Raw genomic sequence first — 18,874 nt, 5'->3', positions numbered from 1 at the left:
AAGTATCGTCATTCAGACGTTTTCTGCGTGGTAGCGTCCGCCTGTTCCACCTATGATCATTGCGATGCCTGCCTTGGCCGGCTGGCCGCCGCATTTCCCGTCACCGTTGCCTTCTGGAGAGTCCATGCCTGATACCGCCACCACCCCACTGCGCTATACCCATTTGATCAGCGACTGCGATGGCGTGCTGATCGACAGCGAAGCCGTGGCCCTGCAAGCGCTGCTGGAATTGCTGGGACCGCGCCTGCAGAACCTGCCCGAGGGCGTCACCCTGCAAGGCTTGATCGAGCCGCGCCTGGGCCAGCGCCTGGTGCCGCTGATGCAGGATATCTACAAGGAGCTGGGCTTGCCGCAATTGCCGGCCGACGAGATCATGGCCATCGGCAACGCTGTCGATGCGGCCTGCGACGCGCAGCTGCGCGCCGTGCCTGGCGTGGCGCAGGCGCTGGCAGCCATTCCCCTGCCCAAGGCCGTCGCTTCGAACAGCGTCAGCGCGCGCGTGCTGTCGGCGCTCGAGCGGACCAGCATGGCGCCGCTGTTCGACAAGCGCGTCTTTACGCCGGACCTGGTGGGCCACGCCAAGCCGCATCCGGGCGTCTACCTGGCGGCAGCTGCCGCCTTCGGCGTGCCGCCAGGCCAGTGCCTGGTGCTGGAAGACAGCGTCACGGGCGTGACGGCGGCCGTGGCGGCGGGCATGACGGTGTTGGGGTTTATCGGCGGCGGGCATATCGCGCCCGGCCAGGAAGCGCGCCTGAAGGCGGCCGGTGCGCATGTCGTGTTCAGCGACATGGCCAGGCTGCCGGCGCTGGTGGCCGCGGTGATGGACACTGTGGCCGTGTAAAACGCTTATGCCAGTTTGGCAAAGACCTTGCGCGCGGCGGCGATGGTGGCGTCGATGACGGCGTCATCGTGCTGTGCCGAGACGAAGCCTGCCTCGAAGGCGGCGGGCGCGAAGTACACGCCTTCGTCCAGCATGGCGTGGAAGAAGGCGTTGAACTTGCTGCGGTCGCCCGCCATCATTTCCGCGTAGCTGGTCGGCGGGGTGGCGCTGAAATAGATGCCGAACATGCCGCCGATGTAGTCGGCGCAGAAGACCACGCCCGCTTCTTGCGCGGCGGCGGTCAGGCCTTCGGCCAGGCGCTTGGCCGTGGCGCCCAGCTGCTCGTAGAAGCCAGGCTGCTGGATCAGTTTCAAGGTGGCCATGCCGGCCGCCACGGCGACCGGGTTGCCGGACAGGGTACCGGCCTGATAGACGGCGCCCAGCGGCGCCATGTTGTGCATCAGCGCCGCGCTGCCGCCGAAGGCCGCCACCGGCATGCCGCCGCCGATCACCTTGCCCAGCGCCGTGAGATCGGGCTTGATGCCGTACAGCGCCTGCGCGCCGCCCAGGGCCACGCGCAAGCCGCACATGACTTCATCGAAAATGAGCAGGGCGCCGTACTGCGTGCACAGTTCGCGCATCGCCTGCAGGAATTCCGGCGTGGCTTTCACCAAGTTCATGTTGCCGGCCACCGGTTCGACGATGACGCAGGCGATTTCCGCGCCGAAGCTGTCGAAGGCGTCTTTCAGCTGTTCCACGTTGTTATAGTCGAGCACCAGGGTGTGCTTGACGACATCTTCCGGCACGCCGGCAGATGTCGGGTTGCCGAAGGTGAGCAGGCCGCTGCCAGCTTTTACCAGCAGCGAATCGGCGTGGCCGTGGTAGCAGCCTTCGAACTTGACGATCTTGTCGCGTCCCGTGGCGCCGCGCGCCAGGCGCAGGGCGCTCATGGTCGCTTCCGTGCCCGACGATACCAGGCGCACCTGTTCGATCGACGGCACCAGGCGCGTGATTTCCTCTGCCATCAGCACTTCGCCTTCCGTCGGCGCGCCGAACGACAGGCCCAGCGCGGCAGCATCCTGCACCGCCTTCACCACTTCCGGATGGGCGTGGCCGACGATGGCCGGGCCCCACGAACCGATGTAGTCGATATAGCGCTTGCCGTCCGCGTCCCAGAAGTACGGGCCTTCGGCGCGCGTGATGAAGCGCGGCGTGCCGCCGACCGAGCGGAAGGCGCGCACGGGCGAATTAACGCCGCCTGGCGTGGTTTTTTGTGCGCGGGCAAACAGGATGTCGTTTTGTGAAGTCGTCGTCATGATAATCGTGCCTTGAAAGTGGATCGTTGTCTGTGTCGTCTGTACTTATTGGGCGCCACGCTGGCGCTGCTGCCGGAACAGGCGGTTCGGCACCAGCTTGCCCATGCCGTGGCGCTGCGCGTGGGCCAGGGCGCCGGCCGTGAATTCCTGCGCCGCCACGACCACCTGCGGCACATCGTCTTCATCGTTCGCCAGGGCCAGCAGGGCGGTGGCGGCGGCAGACAGGGTGCTGCCGGCGCCGTTGAAGATGCCGGGCAGGTGCTGCCATTCGTCGTGGCGCACCACGCCGTCCTCGCCGAACAGGGTGTTGGCGCGCAGCTTGCCTTCGGCCGTGCCGGACTTGCTGGCGTCGGCCGGCATGCCGGTGACGAGCACGTATTCGCAGCCCAGGGCCACCAGGTAGTCGACGTCGTTTTGCAGGGTGTCGTCCGGATCGGCGTCGCGCCAGGTCTCGGCCAGGCGCTCCAGTTCCACCGGCGAGAGCACCAGCAGCGTCGTTTGCGGGATGAGGAGCTGGCGCACGGCCGTCAGGATGTCTTCATCGTCCATGCCCTGTTCCGGCAGCGCCGAAATGAAGGGATCGAGGATCAGCGGCACGTTCGGATAGTCGGAGACGATTTCGGCGATGGCCGTGACGTTTTCCACGCTGCCCAGCGCGCCGATCTTGATGGCCGAGACGGACATGTCTTCCAGCAGCACGCGCGCCTGGTCGGAAACCCAGTCCGGGTCGACCGCCTGCACGTCTTCCACGCGCGCCGTATCGCTGATCAACAGGCCCGTGGTGACGGACAGACCATGGCAGCCGAAGGCTGAAAACGTGGCCAGGTCGGCCTGGATGCCGATCGCGCCGACCGGATCGGACACGCCGAAGCTTAATATGAGGGGAGAAGTTTGGTTTTGCACGGCGGGTAGATTAAGATACCTAATTCAGCATTTTACTTGATTGAAGGGTGGCAGAACGTGAGTAGCAACGAAACAACGCAGCAATTCCAAACGTGGATGTGTCTTATTTGCGGCTGGGTTTATGATGAAGCGGCCGGCATGCCCGACGAAGACATCGCTCCGGGCACGCGTTGGGCCGATGTTCCGATGAACTGGACCTGTCCTGAATGCGGTGCGCGCAAGGATGATTTCGAGATGGTGGCGCTGTAATCAATCGAGATCCATGGGATGCCGCTGCCGCACGCAGGTATCGCGGCTGCCTGTGCTATGGTATGAAAGATTGTCGAATAATCACATGACGCGTCCCTTATTGCCCGAGGCGCCGTCCGATGCCGTGTGCGCCAGCGCCACGATACTCGTCATCGACGACAGCGCGACGATACGCAGCGCGGCCGCGAAGATCCTGGGCGAGGCCGGTTATCGCGTGGTGGTGGCGGAAAACGGCTTCGATGCCCTGGCCAAGATCGCCGACTGCCGGCCGGCGCTGATCGTGTGCGACATTGTGATGCCGCGCCTGGACGGCTACCGCACCTGCGCGCTGATCAAGTCCAGTGCGGCCTTCCACGCCACGCCGGTGCTGATGCTGTCGTCGAAGGAAGGCTTGTTCGACCGCGCGCGCGGGGCCATGGCGGGCGCCAGCGCCTGCCTGGCCAAGCCGCTGGCGCGCGAGGCGTTGCTGGAGGCCGTGCGGTTGCACCTGGCCGGGCATTTTGAATAAGTGTTTTTATTGATTGACAACGCAGCAAGGAAGCAGATGGCCATACACACAATTCTGATCGTCGACGACTCGCCGACAGAACGCTATTACCTGAGCGAGATGCTGGTGCGTGCCGGTTATGCCGTCCTCACGGCGCAGGATGGCGCCGACGCGCTGGCGCAACTCAAGCAGGCCAGGCCCGACCTGATCCTGATGGACGTGGTGATGCCCGGTGCGAATGGCTTCCAGATCACGCGCGCGATTGCGCGCGATCCCGAACTGCAGGACGTGCCGGTGATTATCTGCTCCAGCAAGAGCCAGGAAACGGATCGCATCTGGGGCTTGCGCCAGGGCGCGCGCGATTACCTGGTCAAGCCGGTGGTCGAAGCCGAGCTGCTGGCCAAGATCGCCGCGATTTCCTGAAAATGCACACGATGCCAGGTCACGGCGTGTCCACAGCGGCCCTTTCGTCTGCCGCTGCCATGCCATCTTTCGAGACGGGCGCGCGGCAGGGGCGCTTGCGCCAGTATCAGCTGCAATTGATCGAGCGGATACAGGCCGCGCGCAGCGGCGCGCTGGCAGCGCGCAAGGAACTGGGCGTGATGCTCGGTGGCCGGCCGTGCCTGCTCGACCTGACGCAGCTCGGCGAAATCGTCATTGCTTCCAGCGTGCAGATCCAGGGCGTGCCGCTGGCGCAGGACTGGTACCTGGGCCTGGCGGCCATGCGCGGACGCCTGACGGCGGTCGTCGACCTGGCCCGCTACATGGGCGAGCCGGCTTGCGTATCGGGCAATCACTGCCGCATCATCACGTTTTCTCCCCGTCTGGGCCTCAATTGCGCCTTGCTGGTCGAACGCGTACTGGGCTTGCGCCAGTTGCGCGCGATGCAATCCGTGCCCGTTCCCGATGCGGCGCAGGGTGTGCTCCCATCGTGGGCGGCGCAGGCGCTGCGCGACAGCGAAGGGCAGCAGTGGCTGCGCCTGGACCTGGCGCAGCTGGCGCAATCTGAACGCTTCCTCGATGCCGGCTTTGACGGCTTCCCCGACCACAAGGATATTTGCTGATGGGCGCCAATTCCCCCATTCTGGCGGCCGGCATGCCCGAAGCGCAGCACGCTGCGGATGCGCCGGCATCGGCGGCAGACCTGCCGCTGCGCCTGCGCGACGCGCTGGGACGGCGCAAGTCGCTGGCCAGCGCGCCGGTCAGCGACTTGAAGCTGCCGCTGATCGGCCATTTTCCGCTGCAAAAGCAGCTGAGCATCCTGTCCACGCTGATGGCCCTGAGCCTGGCCGCCAGCCTGCTGTTCGTGGGGCTGAATACGCGCAGCGGCAATATCGCCTCGGCACAAACGCAGCTGGCCAGCGATGCGCTGATGCATTCGCAGCGCATCGGCAAGGCCGCGCCCAACGCCGTGCAAGGCAATCCGGAAGCCTTCCGCCAGCTCGAGGAAAGCCGCAATGAACTGAACCAGGATTTCCGCCTGATGCTGCGCGGCGGGACGTATCACGGCCGCGATATCGGCGAGTCGCGTGCCGCCCTGCTGGCGGCGGTGGCCGACGCGCGCAAGAAGTGGGCCAGCAGCGACCGCGCGGCCAGCACCATCTTGCGCCTGAAACCGGAACTGGGCGAATTCGACAAGACCTTGCAGCAATTGAATGGGCTGTCGCCGGCGCTGCTGGCGCAGACCGAGGAAATCGCGGCCCTGAAGGTGCAGCGTGGCGGCAATGCGCGCGACCTGGCCGTCATCGGCCGCCTGATGATGCTGAGCCAGCGCATGAGCCGCAGCGCCAGCGAATTCCTGTCGTCGGGCAGCATCAGCTCGGAAACGGCATTTTCGCTGGGACGCGACACGACGTATTTCCGCACCGCCGTGGAAGGCTTGCTCAATGGCAGCGTGTCGCTGCAATTGGCGCCCACGCGCGACGCCGAACTGCGCGACCGCCTGGTGGCGTTGAAAGCCAGTTTCGACACGTACCAGAAGCTGGTGTCGTCGATACTCGACCGGCTCGACAAATTCAGTTCGGCGAAAAGCGCCGAACAGCTGATCTTCAACGAGAACGAAGACCTGCGCCAGCGTTTGACCCTGCTGCAGCAGATGTATCACGTGAACCAGGAAACCCTGGGCATCGCCTTCTGGATGATGGTCGGCGGGGTGTTGCTGACCCTGATCGCGGCGGCCGGCATCGGCCGCGTGCTGCTGCAGGACTCCGTCAACCGCACGCGCGACGCCGAGCGGCGGCGCCAGGAAGCGGAAATCCTGCGGCTCCAGTCGCAGGGAAAAGAGGAAGAGGCGAAGGCCAGGAATGAGCAGAACCAGGCGGCCATCCTGCGCCTGATGAATGAATTGCAGAAGGTCGCCGATGGCGACCTGACGGTGCAGGCGACCGTGTCGGAAGACATCACGGGCGCCATCGCCGATTCCGTCAACTATACGGTGGAGGAATTGCGCGGCCTGGTGGGGAGGGTGACGGCGACGGCCGAACAGGTCAATCGCGCCTCGACGCAGGCGCAAAGCATTTCCAGCAAGCTGCTGATCGCGTCGCAGCAGCAGTCGCGCGAAATCCAGGGCGTCAGCGCCACCGTGGTCAAGATGGCCAATGCGATTACCGACGTGTCGAAGTCGGCCAGCGTCTCGGCCGACGTGGCGCGCCAGTCGGTGGCGGCCGCGCAGCAGGGTTCGACGGCGGTGGAAAACGCCATCAAGGGCATGCATGAAATCCGCGAGCAGATCCAGGATACGTCCAAGCGCATCAAGCGCCTTGGCGAATCGTCGCAGGAAATCGGCGAAATCACCGAGCTCATTTCCGACATCACCGAGCAGACCAATGTGCTGGCGCTGAACGCCGCCATCCAGGCCGCATCGGCCGGCGAGGCGGGGCGCGGCTTTTCCGTCGTGGCCGAGGAAGTGCAGCGCCTGGCCGAACGCTCGGCCGCCGCCGCCAAGCAGATCGGCGCGCTGGTGCGCACCATCCAGGCCGATACCCAGGATGCGACGCGGGCGATGGAAACGTCCACGCAGGGCGTGGTCGAGGGCGCGCGCCTGTCGGACGCGGCCGGCGCAGCCTTGAACGACATCAGCCAGGTGTCGAAACACCTGGCAGAACTGATCCAGGGCATTTCGTTCGCCACCGGCACGCAGGCCGGTTCGGCCAGCGGCGTGGCCTTGAATATCCAGCATATCCTGAGCGTGACGGAGCAGACCCAGGATGGCACGCAGCAAACGGCGCAATCGATCCATAAACTGTCGATGCTGGCGCAGGAACTGAAAAATTCGGTGTCGCGCTTCCGCGTCGCCGCCTGAACGCCGCGCCAGTCCAGGCGATTTCCTTACCGAGGCATGCATGAGCACACCTGATAGTCCACAGCAGTCCAAGCCGTTCGACAGCGAACCTTTGTCGTGGGTGATGGTGGAAATCCGCGAAGCGCTGGGCCGCTCGAAAACGGCCCTGTTCGAGGCGGGTGGCCGCGAGCGCGAGGAACGCGCCACGGCCCTGCAGCATGCACGCTCGCATCTGCACCAGGCGCATGGCGCGCTGGTGATGGTGGACGTGGCCGGCGCCAGCCTGCTGACGGACGGCGCGGAACAGGCGCTGGCGCGCTTTCGCGACGGCAGCCTCGAATACACGCTGGACCATGCGCAAGTCGTCGCCGAACTGTATCAGGCCCTGATCGAATACCTGGAAGATCTGGTGGCCGGCACGCCGCCGCAGCCCACGCGTTTGTTTCCCTACTACCGCGACCTGCAAGCCATGCTGGGCGCCGAGCGTATACACCCGGCCGACCTGTTTTTTCCGCCGGCATCGATGCTGGAAGGGCATGCCATCGCGCTGGCGCAGGCGCCCCCGGTGGCCGATTATCCGGCCTGGCGCGGACGCTTTGAAAAGTCCCTGTTGCCCTTCCTGAAGGCGCAGGATGACGCGGCGCGGCGCCAGCATGCCAGCGACTTGCACGCCACCCTGACCCTGGTAGCCGACGCGCAGCAGGAAGCGCCGGCGCGCACCTTCTGGTTCGCCATGCAGGCCTTTGCCGGGCTGGCGGCCAGCGGCGAGGGCATGGGCACGCTCAACGTCAAACAGCTGTTCGGCCTGATCAACCTGCAATTGCGCCGCCTGGCGCAGGGCACGGCCAGCCTGCCCGAATCGATGCTGCGCGACGCCCTGTTCTTCATCGCGGCCGCCACCGAGCCGACGCCGGAGGCACGCCAGCTGCGCGCCGCCTTCGCCCTGGAGGGGCAGGTTCCGGCCGACGTGGAAACGCGGCGCTACGGCCAGGTTGACCAGGATGCCTTGCAAGGCGCCCGCACGGCCCTGGCGCAGGCGCGCGCCAGCTGGAGCCGCCTGGCGCAAGCCGACCTCGATCCAGGCCTGGGCACGGATTTCGAAGAGTCGCTGCAACAGGTGGCCGCACATGTGGAGTCCTTGAAGCAGCCGGCCCTGGCCAGCCTGCTGCGCGAATGCGCGGCCGTGGCGCGGCAAGCCGTGGCCAGCGGGCGCAGCGCGGCCCTGGAAAATGAAATCGGCATGGCGCTGCTGTTTGCCGACACGGGGCTGGAGCAGCTGCGCCGCCTGCCCGACGATTTTGCCGGCAATGCGGAAACCATCGCCGCGCGCCTGCAGGCATTGCTGGCTGGCGAAGCGCCGCCGCCCGTCACGGCGGGCGAGCTGTCGCGCCAGATCGAACAGGGCCAGACGGTGGCCGCGCTGGCCGAGGAAATGAAGACGGGCCTGCGCCAGGTGGAAAAGGTGCTCAACGCTTATTACGCGGATACGTTGCGGCCGGCGGGGGCACTCGATGGCGTCGCGCCGGTGCTGGGCCAGTTGCAGCAGCAACTGGCCGGGCTGGGACAGGAAGACGCGCGCGCCGCCGTGCTGCAGGTCGACGCGGCCGTGCGGCAGCTGGCCGGTAGCGGCGCCAAGGCGGAGGCGCATGCGGAGGCGCTCGACGAGATCGCACAAAACGTCAGCGCGCTGGGCTTTTTTGTCGATATGCTGGGCCGCAATGCGCAGGCGGCCAGCGGGCGTTTCCATTTCGATGCCGCCGCCGGCACCTTCCGCGCCCTGCCATTTGAGAAAGTCGCCGCCGCCGGTGCCGTACCGGTGCCCTTGCTCGACCAGACCCTGGCGCCCGCCGCGCCTGCCGGCATGGATGCCGCGCCCGCCGTGACCGATGTCGATGCGGAGATGCTCGATATCTTCCTGGCAGAAGCGCGCGAAGTGCTGGCCTTTATCGACACCACCCTGGCCCTGCCGCGAGAGCAGGCCGCCAGCGGCGACCACCTGGCCATGCTGCGCCGCTCGTTCCATACCCTGAAAGGCAGCAGCCGCATGATCGGCCTGGCGCAGTTTGCCGAAGCGGCCGGCGCCATTGAACGCGTCATGAATACCTGGCTGGCCGAGGCGCGCCCCGTCAGCGACGACTTGTTCACCTTGCTGAATTACGGCTGGTACCAGCTCAGCGAATGGGTGGCCGAACTGGAAGGCGGAGCGGGACGCGAGCGCGAGGCCGGCATGCTGCTGATGGCGGCCGAGCGCGTGCGCGAAGGCGGCCCGTTCGAATTGCGCAAGCCGCGCCCGGCCGCGCCCGTGGCCAGCAATGGCAATGTGATCGGACTTCCCCTGGCCACGGCGCCCACGCTGCACGAAGCGCCGGACGATCACCTCAAACACGTGGGCGAACTGCGCATCAGCCTTCCCTTGTACAACATCTACCTGGCCGAAACGGATGAATTGCTGCGCGTGCTCACGCGCGACTTCGGCGAGTGGCGCCATGAACAGCGCGCCGTCAGCGCGGAAGCGCTGCAAGCCGTGCATACGCTGGCGGGGACCTCGGGCACGGTGGGTTTCCAGTCCCTGCGCGACTTGGCGCACGCGCTTGAAACGGTGATCGAGACGGTGGTGCCGCCGCTGGCCGGCCTGCGCGCCGAACAGCACGACGTGCTGGAACAGGCCACGCAGCGCATCGGGCAAATGCTGCAGGCGTTCGCGCTGGGCGATTTGGCGCCAACGCAGCCGGACATGATCGAAGCGCTCAACACCCTGTGGCGCGCCCTGACGGCGCCGCCCGGCGAGAGCCAGGAAGACGGGCTCAATGCCCTGTTTGCGGCCGCCTACGCCAGCATCGTCGGCGCGCCGGCCCAGCCTGCCGAGTCGCTTGCCGACGCGCCGGCCGACGCATTGGCCGAGATTCCTGTACCCCAGCTCGAGACCCTGTTCGAGGCGACGTATGCGAGCATCGTCGCCGATGCGCTGCAGCCGGCTGCTGCCGAAGTGCCGGCACCGGCGCCGATGCAGGACAGCGGCGCCAGCGACGACCTGTTCGACGCCGGCTTCGAGCACGCGCCGCCATTGGAGCACGCGGCGCCGGAAGCGCCGGCGCCCGCCATCATGCCGGCCGACGCGGCCGCGCTGCTGGCGGCGAGCGCCGGCATCAGCGATGAACTCGACCTCGATTTATTGTCCGTCTTCCTGGAGGAGGGCGCCGACCTGCTGCCGCAGATCGGCGAGGCGCTGCGCAGCTGGCAGCAGCAGCCGCACGACAGCGGCCAGGCGCAGATGCTGCTGCGCACCCTGCATACGGTCAAGGGCAGCGCCCGCATGGCCGGTGCCATGCGCCTGGGCCAGCATGCGCATGAAATCGAGACGCATATCGAAAACATGCTGCATGCGGGTACCGCCACGCCGCAGGCCTTCGAGGAATTGCTGGCCCACTACGACCATGCGCTGCACCTGTTCGAACAGTTGCAGCAGCCCTTGCTGCCCTTGCCGGGCATGGAAGACACGCCTGCCGCCGAACCGAAGGCGGCCCTGGTGCGCGTGCGCGCCGATATCCTCGACCGCCTGGTGAACCAGGCTGGCGAAGTGTCGATCACGCGCTCCAAGATGGAGAATGAAGTGGGCGTGCTGGGCGCTTCGCTGGCCGAGTTTTCCGACAACCTGGCGCGCTTGCGGCGCCAGCTGCGCGAAGTGGAAATGCAGGCCGAATCGCAGATCGCCTCGCGCATGGCCGTCGGCAGCGAGCGCGATTTCGACCCGCTCGAATTCGACCGCTTTACGCGCTTGCAGGAACTCACGCGCATGATGGCCGAAAGCGTCAACGACGTGGCCTCGTTCCACGAAAACCTCAGCCACAGCGTCGATGCGGTAACGGACGACCTGGTGCTGCAGGCGCGGCTGACGCGCGAGCTGCAGCGCGACCTGATGCAGATCCGAATGGTGCCGTTTGCCAGCATCGCCGAACGGCTGTTCCGCGTGGCGCGGCAAAGCGCCAAGGAAGTCGACAAACGCGTCAACCTCGACATCCGCGGCGGCGGCGTGGAAATCGACCGCAGCGTACTGGAACGCATGGCGGCGCCCTTCGAGCACCTGCTGCGCAACGCCATCGTGCACGGCGTCGAGCCGCGCGACGCGCGCCTGTCCGCGGGCAAGAGCGAAACGGGCGAGCTGCTGGTGCAGGTCAGCCAGCAGGGCAATGAAGTGGCGATCGCCTTTTCCGACGATGGCGCGGGGCTGGACCTGGAACGCATCCGCGCCAAGGCGCACGGCGCCGGTCTGGTGGCGACGGATGCGCCATTGACCGACGCGCAGGCGGCCGAACTGATTTTCACGCCCGGCTTTTCCACCGCCGACAGCCTGACGGAACTGGCCGGGCGCGGTTTTGGCATGGACATCGTGCGATCCGAAGCGCTGGCCCTGGGCGGGCGCGTGGAAACGCTGACGCAGGCGGGCCTGGGCATGCGCTTCACCATCCACCTGCCGCTGACCCTGGCCGTCACGCAAGTGGTGTTGCTGGCGGCCAGCGGCAAGACGTATGCCCTGCCATCGGTGCTGGTGGAGCAGGTGCTGCACCTGAAAGGCGAACAGCTGGAGCAGGTGCGGGCGGCCGGGCGCATCGAGTCGCACGGGCAGTCGCTGGCGCTGCACCACCTGTCGGCCATGCTGGGCGAGACGCCGGCGGCGCAGGCCACGCAGCGCTATGCGCCCGTGCTGTTGCTGAGGAATGGCAATGACAGGCTGGCCTTGCAGGTCGATGATGTGGTGGGCAACCGCGAAGTCGTGGTCAAGCACGTGGGCCCGCAGCTGGCGCGCATGCCGGGCATCGCCGGCGCCACGGTGCTGGGCACGGGCGACATCGTGCTGATCCTCAATCCGGTGGCGCTGGCACAGCATCTGGAACACCATCCGGAACTGTTGGCGCAGTATGCGCTGGCCAGCAGCGAGCAGCATGCCGCTTCCAGCGCGCTGGCCGTGCCTGCCGTGCGCATGATGGTGGTCGACGACTCGCTGACGGTGCGCCGCGTGATGCAGCGCCTGTTCGAGCGCGAAGGCTACCAGGTGCTGCTGGCCAAGGATGGCGTCGATGCGCTGGAACAGCTGCATGCGCTGGAGCCGGCTGCCATGCCGGCCCTGCTGCTGGTCGACGTGGAAATGCCGCGCATGGATGGTTTTGATTTGACGCGCAATGTGCGCAGCGACGACAAGACGCGCGCCATCCCCGTCATCATGATTACCTCGCGCAGCGCCGACAAGCACCGCGCGCACGCGTTCGAGCTGGGCGTGAATGCGTATTTCGGCAAGCCGTTCCAGGAAGAGGAATTGCTGGCGGAAGTGCAGCGTTTGCAAACGGAGGCTGGTGCAGAAACACCGCGGCAACCATAACAGGCGTGCATCGCCAAATCAGGAAAACAATGAGCCTTCACGCCAAACTGAAAAAACTCGAAGACAAAGCCATGGCCAAAGGTGAGCATGCGGTCGCCGCGGCCGCCGCCCATCTGTTGCAGGATATCGACTCCATCGACAGGCAAATCAACTTCGTCGGGGCGTTGCATGAAGTGGGCTACCTGCAGAACTCGCTGAAGCCCTACTGGAATGCGTTCAGGGCCGATGAGGCGGCATGGATAGAACGCTGCCTGGCAAGGCTGGTCATTGCCGATCATGACTATTGGGCACTCGCCGCGCTGCTGGGGTGCGATGGTCCGGCCACCATCGGCATCGCCATGGGCAAGGGGTTCAAATCCGCCGCGACGAGGCAGTATGAACGTTTTGACAAACCCGCTGTCCATGTCGATACCCTGTATTTGTCAGGCATGGGCAAGGTGCTGCATCCCATATTGGAAATCGGCTATGACACGCGGGAAATGATCAATGTCGACGTGGGAAGGGCGCGGGCACTGAGCATCGACAATCAGTTGGACACTGCGCAATGGCAGCCAGGTGACCCGCTGGGGACGGGCGGACTATCCCTTTCCATGCAGGCGAAACTTCCGCACGGCGCCTGGCGGTCGGTGTGGACGCCGTTCACCGCACAGGAAGCCGGTGGTCCTACTTGACCACTTTGACCACTTCATAACGCTCCAGGGTCTCCTTGCGCGCCTCGTCGTGCTGCACCAGCGGTTCCGGATAATCGCGCCCCAGCATGATGTTTTTTTGCTCGAGCAGCATGCGCGGCACCAGCCAGGGGGCGTGGATTTCCTTGTCGCCCAGCGCCTTCAGCTGCGGCAGGTAGCGGCGGATGAAGCGCCCGCTGGCATCGAATTTTTCCGACTGCGTGACGGGGTTGAAGATGCGGAAGTAGGGCTGCGCATCGCAGCCGGACGACGAGGCCCATTGCCAGCCGCCGTTGTTCGAGGCCAGGTCGAAGTCATTCAGGTGCAGCGCGAAATACGCTTCGCCGCGGCGCCAGTCGATGCCCAGATCCTTGATCAGAAAGCAGGCCGTGACCATGCGCAGGCGGTTGTGCATGTAGCCCGTCTGGTTCAGCTGCGCCATCGCCGCGTCCACCAGCGGATAGCCGGTGCGTCCCTCGCACCAGGCGGCAAACAAGGCATCGGCCTCGGGTCCCGTTTCCCAGGCGATGGCGTCGTAGGCGGGTTTGAAGGCGCCGCCTTCCACATGCGGGTTCTGGTACAAAATCATGGCATAGAAATCGCGCCAGATCAGTTCCGCCAGCCACACGGGCGCGCCATCGCCGCCACCGCCACGGTCCATCAGGTCGACCACGGTGCGCACCAGATAGCGCAGCGACACGGTGCCGAAGCGCAGATGCATGGACAGGTAGGATGGCCCCTTCAGGGCGGGAAAATCGCGCGCCACGTCATAGCGGGCCACGCGCGGCAGGAAATCCTCGAACAGTTGACTGGCGCCCGCCATGCCGGTGGGGATGGCCAGTTCGGCCAAGTTGCTGGCCTCGAAACCCAGTTCGCCCAGGGTGGGCAGCGGCGCCGGCGTGCCGGCGCGCGGCGGCGCCAGGCTGGCCGCATGCGGCTCGATATCGAACGGCGCCAGGCAGGCGGGTTCGGCGCGCATTTTCTTCAGCCAGGCATTCTTGTACGGCGTGTAGACGGTATACGGCTTGGCCGAGAGCGTCAGCACCTCGTCCTTTTCAAAGATGACCTGGTCCTTGAAACTGAACCACAGGCGCGCGTCGCGCGTGAGCGCGGCGGCCACGCCGGCATCGCGCGCGATCGCTTGCGGCTCGTAGTCGTGGTTGGCAAAAACGGCGTCGGCGTTCAACTCGGCGGCCAGGCGCGGGATGGTCTCGGCCGCGTCCGCGTGCAGCACGATCAGGTCGCCGCCCAGCTGGCGCAGCTCGCTGGCGAGTTCGGCCACACTGGCATGGATGAAGTCGACCCGCCGGTCGCGGCGCGGCAGCGTTGCCAGGATGGCGGTGTCATACACGAAGACGCAATGCACGGCCTGGCTCTGGCGCAGGGCGTGATGCAGTGCAGCATGGTCAAATGCGCGCAGATCGCGCCGGAACCACACCAGGGAAGTCTTGATTGTCATTATTTCGCGTGTTCAGGGTCAAAGATAGGCGATTTTTTGCCGCCAACAGGGCTTTATGGCCGCTCGCGTCGTGCCTTTGGCGTCGCTGCAGCGGCAATTCAGTGTAAACTACCGGGTATGTTCATGGTGCTTTATGTGCGACAGCGATTTTGCAATCAATTTTACAATTGGCATTGAAATGCGCTTGCAGGGAAAGCGACGTTTCCTATCAAGCAAGTCACTCAGCGTGCAGGATGTCGCCGCATGGCACAGCGAATTGATAACTAATTTATAACATAACAAGAATAGCGCCTGGCAACACGGTTCCCGCCGCCCAGCATTCGCGGCAGGATGTGCCAGGCGTACGATAGCGGGGTAAGCGAGACTTGCCAGCAAGCCCACAGAGAGAGCATCGCGTATGAAAAAGAGTAAAATCGACCAGACTCTACCAGGACATCGTCTGATGCAGGGTGTGGGAGAGCCGGCCGCGACCGGTTCCTCCACCCTGAATCTGGCCAACCATTTCCTGATTGCGATGCCGGCCATGCAAGATCCGATCTTCGGCGGCACGGTCGTGTACGTGTGTGAACATAATGAAAACGGCGTGCTGGGCGTCGTCATCAACAAGCCCACCGACATGACCATGGAAGTGCTGTTCGACCGCATCGACCTGAAACTGGCGGCCGGCAGCGACACGCCCATCATCAACGAACCGATCATGTTCGGCGGTCCCGTGCAGGATGACCGCGGCTTCGTGCTGCACACGCCGGGCGCGCGCTATTCCTCGTCGCTGACGGTGACCGATGAAGTGGCGTTTACTACGTCGATCGACGTGCTCGAAGCCGTCGCCAAGGGCGATGGCCCCGAGCGCATGCTGGTCTCGATCGGCTATTCGGGCTGGAGCCCGGGCCAGCTGGAAGACGAGATCGGCCGCAACGGCTGGCTGACGGTAGGCGCCTCGGCCGACATCCTGTTCGACTTCCCCATCGAGCAGCGCTACGTGGCGGCCATCAAGTTGCTGGGTATCGATCCCCTCATGCTCGCCAGCGAGGCTGGCCACGCATGAGCGGTGACGCCATCGACACCATCCTCGCCTTCGATTTCGGCTTGAAACGCATCGGCGTGGCCATCGGCAATACCATGATTTGCCAGGCCAAGCCGCTCAGCGTGATCACGGCCACGGCGAACGAGCCGAAGTTTGCCGCCATCGATAGCCTGATCAAGGAGTGGGGCGCCAGCCGCATCGTGGTGGGCTTGCCCAGCCATCCCGATGGCACGGAACACGAGATGAGCGCGCGCTGCCGCCGTTTCGCCAACCAGGTGCATGGCCGCTTCAACCTGCCGGTGGAACTGGTCGATGAGCGTTACTCCTCGGCCGTCATCGCCGCCAAGCGCGGTGAAGTGATCGACGACCGCGCCGCCGCCATCATCCTGCAACAGTATTTCGACGCGAATTATTAATCTGACCCTAGACTTCCTCCCTGAATGATCAAGAACTCTATGCCGCATCCTACGAATCCTTCCCAACTCGACGCCGAGGCCCTGTACGCGGTCTTGCTGCAGCAAGTGCAGAGCGGCCTGGCGGGCATCTCCAACGTGGCCATCGTCGGCATCCATTCGGGCGGTGCCTGGCTGGCCGAACGCCTGGCGCGCGACCTGAACCTGGTCGACCGCGTGGGTGTGCTCGATGTCTCGTTCTACCGCGACGACTTCGCGCAAAAGGGCCTGCATGCGGACGTCAAGCCGACGCAGATCAGTTTTGACGTGGCCGGCGCCACCATCCTGCTGGTCGACGACGTGCTGTACACGGGTCGCACCACGCGGGCGGCCATCAACGAATTGTTCGACTATGGCCGCCCCGCGAAGATCATGCTGGCCGCCCTGGTCGACCGCGGCGAGCGCCAGTTGCCGGTGGCCGCCGATTTCGTGGCCGCCTTCACAGCCGTGCCGCCGGGCCAGGCCCTGGTCCTGAAGCAAGCCGACGATGGAAAATTCACGCTCACCATAGATACCCACCATGCTTAATCCGCAACTGAATAAACACGGCGAACTGCAACATCTGCTGACGATCGAAGGCTTGCCGAAGTCTATCGTCAACCACATCCTCGATACCGCTTCCTCGTTCGTCGGCATTTCCGACCGCGATGTGAAAAAGGTGCCGCTGATGCGCGGCAAGAGCGTTTTCAATCTGTTCTTTGAAAACTCCACGCGCACCCGCACCACCTTCGAGATCGCCTCGAAGCGGCTGTCGGCCGACGTCATCAACCTGAACATCCAGGCGTCGTCGGCCAGCAAGGGAGAGTCCCTGCTCGACACCATCGACAACCTGTCGGCCATGCATGCCGACATGTTCGTCGTGCGCCACGCGCAGTCGGGCGCGCCCTACCTGATCGCCAAGCACCTGATCGACACCAGGCAGCCGCACGTCCACGTCGTCAACGCGGGCGACGGACGCCATGCGCACCCGACCCAGGGCTTGCTCGACATGTACACGATCCGCCACTACAAGAAGGATTTCACGAATCTGACGGTGGCCATCGTGGGCGACATCCTGCACAGCCGCGTGGCCCGTTCCGACATCCATGCGCTGACCACGCTGGGCGTGCCGGAAGTGCGCGCCATCGGCCCGCACACCCTGCTGCCGGGAGGCCTGGAGCAGATGGGCGTGCGCACCTTCACCAACATGGATGAAGGCCTCAAGGGCGTCGATGTGATCATCATGCTGCGCCTGCAAAATGAACGCATGAGCGGCGCGCTGCTGCCATCGGCGCAGGAATACTTCAAGAGCTATGGCTTGACGCCCGAGCGCCTGGCGCTGGCGAAACCGGACGCCATCGTCATGCATCCGGGCCCGATGAACCGCGGCGTGGAAATCGATTCGGCCGTGGCCGACGGTCCGCAGGCGGTGATCCTGCCGCAGGTGACCTTCGGTATCGCCGTGCGCATGGCGGTGATGAGTATTTTGGCTGGTAATCAGGGCTGATAGCCCAAGGACGAGTAAGCGAGCATGACGACACTACATATCAAGAACGGCCACCTGATCGACCCTGCCAACGGCATCGATGGCTTGCAAGACCTGTTTATCGCCGACGGCAAGGTGCTGGCCGTGGGCAGCGCCCCGGCCGGTTTCAAGGCCGACACCACGTTTGACGCGGCCGGCCTGGTGGTTTCCCCCGGCCTGGTCGACCTGTCCGCGCGCCTGCGCGAGCCGGGCTACGAATACAAGGCGACCCTGGAATCGGAATTGCAGGCGGCTCTCCAAGGCGGCGTCACGAGCCTGGTATGCCCGCCTGACACCGACCCCGTGCTGGACGAGCCGGGCCTGGTGGAAATGCTGAAATACCGCGCCAAGACGCAGAACAAGGCCCACGTGCATCCGCTGGGCGCACTGACCATGGGCTTGAAGGGCAAGTCGCTGACGGAAATGGCGGAACTGACGGAAGCGGGCTGCATCGGCTTCGCGCAGGCGGAAGAGCCGATCGAAGACACCACCGTGCTGCTGCGCGCGATGCAGTATGCGAATACCTTCGGCTACACCGTCTGGCTGCGCCCGCAAGACCCGCACATCGGCCGCGGCGGCATCGCCCACAGCGGCCCGCTGGCGTCGCGCCTGGGGCTGTCCGGCGTGCCCGTGATGTCCGAAACCATCGCCTTGCACACGATTTTCGAATTGATGCGCGCCAGCCGCGCGCGCGTGCACCTGTGCCGCATCTCGTCGGCGGCCGGCCTGGAACTGATCCGTGCGGCCAAGGCTGAAGGCTTGCCCGTCACCTGCGACGTGGGCGTGCACCATGTGCACCTGACGGACGCCGATATCGGCTTCTTCGACCCGAATGCGCGCGTCACGCCGCCGTTCCGCAGCCAGCGCGACCGCGATGCGATCCGCGCCGGCCTGTTTGACGGCACGGTCGACGCCATGTGCTCGGACCATACGCCTGTCGATGACGATGAAAAACTGCTGCCGTTCGGCGAAGCGTCGCCCGGTGCCACGGGGCTCGAGCTGCTGCTGTCGCTGGCCCTGAAATGGGCCGACGACTATGCGCTGGCGCAGCCGCAAGCGGGCGCCCGTCCGCTGGCGCGCGCCGTGGCCAAGGTCACGGCGGACGCGGCCCGTGTCGCCGGCATCCCGGCCGGCAGCCTGGCCGTGGGCGAAGCGGCCGACATCTGCGTCTTCGATCCCGCCGCGCGCTGGACCGTGTCGTCGGCGTCGCTGGCCAGCCAGGGCAAGCACACGCCTTTCCTCGGCTATGAGCTGAGCGGCATCGTCAAGGCGACCATCGTTGCCGGACAGGTGGCGTTTCAGCGTTAAAAAATCAGATCCATGGACCGGGGCGCGCTG

At 65.3% G+C, this 18,874-nt stretch carries 16 protein-coding genes; 13 read left to right on the top strand and 3 right to left on the bottom strand.

Annotation, left to right across the window (positions count from 1 at the left end; translation table 11 throughout):
* The first annotated feature begins 124 nt into the window (after positions 1–124).
* A complete protein-coding gene (locus CSQ92_RS16930; protein WP_099394853.1) occupies positions 125–841 on the top strand; it encodes an HAD family hydrolase in 717 nt (238 codons plus the stop codon).
* A 5-nt stretch (positions 842–846) separates the two neighbouring features.
* Here CSQ92_RS16930 and hemL read toward each other — a convergent pair whose 3' ends face one another.
* Together hemL and thiD are read right to left on the bottom strand one after the other, a co-directional pair.
* Positions 847–2,136: a glutamate-1-semialdehyde 2,1-aminomutase gene (gene hemL, locus CSQ92_RS16925; protein WP_099394852.1), complete on the bottom strand. Its 1,290-nt coding sequence runs from the start codon at positions 2,134–2,136 to the stop codon at positions 847–849.
* A gap of 45 nt (positions 2,137–2,181) precedes the next feature.
* Positions 2,182–3,039, bottom strand: coding sequence for a bifunctional hydroxymethylpyrimidine kinase/phosphomethylpyrimidine kinase (gene thiD / locus CSQ92_RS16920; RefSeq protein WP_034780239.1), 858 nt, complete (start codon positions 3,037–3,039; stop codon positions 2,182–2,184).
* 96 nt (positions 3,040–3,135) lie between these two features.
* Between thiD and CSQ92_RS16915 the strand changes: the two genes are divergently transcribed.
* From CSQ92_RS16915 to CSQ92_RS16885, 7 genes are all read left to right on the top strand, one after another.
* Positions 3,136–3,288: a rubredoxin gene (locus CSQ92_RS16915; RefSeq protein ID WP_034780237.1), complete on the top strand. Its 153-nt coding sequence runs from the start codon at positions 3,136–3,138 to the stop codon at positions 3,286–3,288.
* Between the two features lie 85 nt (positions 3,289–3,373).
* Positions 3,374–3,796: a response regulator gene (locus CSQ92_RS16910; protein ID WP_099394851.1), complete on the top strand. Its 423-nt coding sequence runs from the start codon at positions 3,374–3,376 to the stop codon at positions 3,794–3,796.
* Between the two features lie 36 nt (positions 3,797–3,832).
* Positions 3,833–4,198 (top strand): response regulator, encoded by a 366-nt coding sequence (locus tag CSQ92_RS16905; protein WP_034780235.1) that lies wholly within the window; start codon positions 3,833–3,835, stop codon positions 4,196–4,198.
* A gap of 59 nt (positions 4,199–4,257) precedes the next feature.
* Entirely contained in the window at positions 4,258–4,839 is a 582-nt protein-coding gene (locus CSQ92_RS16900; RefSeq protein ID WP_257219254.1) for a chemotaxis protein CheW, read from the top strand.
* Entirely contained in the window at positions 4,839–7,076 is a 2,238-nt protein-coding gene (locus tag CSQ92_RS16895) for a methyl-accepting chemotaxis protein (RefSeq protein ID WP_034780233.1), read from the top strand. Before CSQ92_RS16900 ends, CSQ92_RS16895 begins: the two co-directional genes overlap by 1 nt.
* A gap of 40 nt (positions 7,077–7,116) precedes the next feature.
* Positions 7,117–12,429 (top strand): Hpt domain-containing protein, encoded by a 5,313-nt coding sequence (locus tag CSQ92_RS16890; protein ID WP_099394849.1) that lies wholly within the window; start codon positions 7,117–7,119, stop codon positions 12,427–12,429.
* Between the two features lie 29 nt (positions 12,430–12,458).
* Positions 12,459–13,100 carry a hypothetical protein gene (locus CSQ92_RS16885; protein ID WP_099394848.1) on the top strand — a complete coding sequence of 214 codons (642 nt, stop codon included), beginning with the start codon at positions 12,459–12,461 and terminating at the stop codon, positions 13,098–13,100.
* Here the strand turns inward: CSQ92_RS16885 and CSQ92_RS16880 are convergent.
* A complete protein-coding gene (locus CSQ92_RS16880; protein WP_092607845.1) occupies positions 13,093–14,556 on the bottom strand; it encodes a cryptochrome/photolyase family protein in 1,464 nt (487 codons plus the stop codon). The two genes, CSQ92_RS16885 and CSQ92_RS16880, sit on opposite strands and share 8 nt — an antisense overlap.
* Positions 14,557–14,998: 442 nt before the next feature.
* On the opposite strand from CSQ92_RS16880, the gene CSQ92_RS16875 reads away from it, so the two are divergent.
* From CSQ92_RS16875 to CSQ92_RS16855, 5 genes are read left to right on the top strand one after another with little or no spacing between them, the layout of a single operon-like run.
* On the top strand, positions 14,999–15,601 hold the full coding sequence (locus CSQ92_RS16875) for a YqgE/AlgH family protein (protein ID WP_034746689.1): 603 nt from the start codon (positions 14,999–15,001) through the stop codon (positions 15,599–15,601).
* The gene (ruvX, locus tag CSQ92_RS16870) at positions 15,598–15,996 is read left to right on the top strand and encodes a Holliday junction resolvase RuvX (RefSeq protein WP_223278885.1); all 399 of its coding nucleotides are present in this window, start codon (positions 15,598–15,600) and stop codon (positions 15,994–15,996) included. The genes CSQ92_RS16875 and ruvX overlap by 4 nt, the downstream gene beginning before the upstream one ends.
* Before the next feature lie 39 nt (positions 15,997–16,035).
* Entirely contained in the window at positions 16,036–16,560 is a 525-nt protein-coding gene (pyrR, locus tag CSQ92_RS16865; protein ID WP_099394847.1) for a bifunctional pyr operon transcriptional regulator/uracil phosphoribosyltransferase PyrR, read from the top strand.
* Positions 16,553–17,518, top strand: a complete 966-nt coding sequence (locus tag CSQ92_RS16860; protein ID WP_034780223.1) for an aspartate carbamoyltransferase catalytic subunit — start codon at positions 16,553–16,555, stop codon at positions 17,516–17,518. Before pyrR ends, CSQ92_RS16860 begins: the two co-directional genes overlap by 8 nt.
* A gap of 24 nt (positions 17,519–17,542) precedes the next feature.
* The gene (locus CSQ92_RS16855; protein WP_070255919.1) at positions 17,543–18,844 is read left to right on the top strand and encodes a dihydroorotase; all 1,302 of its coding nucleotides are present in this window, start codon (positions 17,543–17,545) and stop codon (positions 18,842–18,844) included.
* Positions 18,845–18,874 lie beyond the last annotated feature (30 nt).

Origin of the sequence: Janthinobacterium sp. BJB446 (assembly GCF_002735655.1) — a bacterium.
Classification (GTDB): Bacteria; Pseudomonadota; Gammaproteobacteria; order Burkholderiales; family Burkholderiaceae_D; genus Janthinobacterium; species Janthinobacterium lividum.
This window is presented reverse-complemented; position numbering and strand designations above follow the sequence as displayed.

What these genes read in the sequence shown, in the direction of transcription:
- CSQ92_RS16915 (WP_034780237.1), top strand. Translation starts at nt 3,136, where the DNA reads ATGTGTCTTATTTGCGGCTGGGTTTATGATGAAGCGGCCGGCATGCCC.
- CSQ92_RS16880 (WP_092607845.1), bottom strand. Translation starts at nt 14,556, where the DNA reads ATGACAATCAAGACTTCCCTGGTGTGGTTCCGGCGCGATCTGCGCGCA.
- CSQ92_RS16910 (WP_099394851.1), top strand. Translation starts at nt 3,374, where the DNA reads ATGACGCGTCCCTTATTGCCCGAGGCGCCGTCCGATGCCGTGTGCGCC.
- CSQ92_RS16875 (WP_034746689.1), top strand. Translation starts at nt 14,999, where the DNA reads ATGCAGGGTGTGGGAGAGCCGGCCGCGACCGGTTCCTCCACCCTGAAT.
- pyrR (WP_099394847.1), top strand. Translation starts at nt 16,036, where the DNA reads ATGCCGCATCCTACGAATCCTTCCCAACTCGACGCCGAGGCCCTGTAC.
- CSQ92_RS16895 (WP_034780233.1), top strand. Translation starts at nt 4,839, where the DNA reads ATGGGCGCCAATTCCCCCATTCTGGCGGCCGGCATGCCCGAAGCGCAG.
- ruvX (WP_223278885.1), top strand. Translation starts at nt 15,598, where the DNA reads ATGAGCGGTGACGCCATCGACACCATCCTCGCCTTCGATTTCGGCTTG.
- CSQ92_RS16860 (WP_034780223.1), top strand. Translation starts at nt 16,553, where the DNA reads ATGCTTAATCCGCAACTGAATAAACACGGCGAACTGCAACATCTGCTG.
- hemL (WP_099394852.1), bottom strand. Translation starts at nt 2,136, where the DNA reads ATGACGACGACTTCACAAAACGACATCCTGTTTGCCCGCGCACAAAAA.
- CSQ92_RS16905 (WP_034780235.1), top strand. Translation starts at nt 3,833, where the DNA reads ATGGCCATACACACAATTCTGATCGTCGACGACTCGCCGACAGAACGC.
- CSQ92_RS16885 (WP_099394848.1), top strand. Translation starts at nt 12,459, where the DNA reads ATGAGCCTTCACGCCAAACTGAAAAAACTCGAAGACAAAGCCATGGCC.
- CSQ92_RS16900 (WP_257219254.1), top strand. Translation starts at nt 4,258, where the DNA reads ATGCCATCTTTCGAGACGGGCGCGCGGCAGGGGCGCTTGCGCCAGTAT.
- CSQ92_RS16930 (WP_099394853.1), top strand. Translation starts at nt 125, where the DNA reads ATGCCTGATACCGCCACCACCCCACTGCGCTATACCCATTTGATCAGC.
- CSQ92_RS16855 (WP_070255919.1), top strand. Translation starts at nt 17,543, where the DNA reads ATGACGACACTACATATCAAGAACGGCCACCTGATCGACCCTGCCAAC.
- CSQ92_RS16890 (WP_099394849.1), top strand. Translation starts at nt 7,117, where the DNA reads ATGAGCACACCTGATAGTCCACAGCAGTCCAAGCCGTTCGACAGCGAA.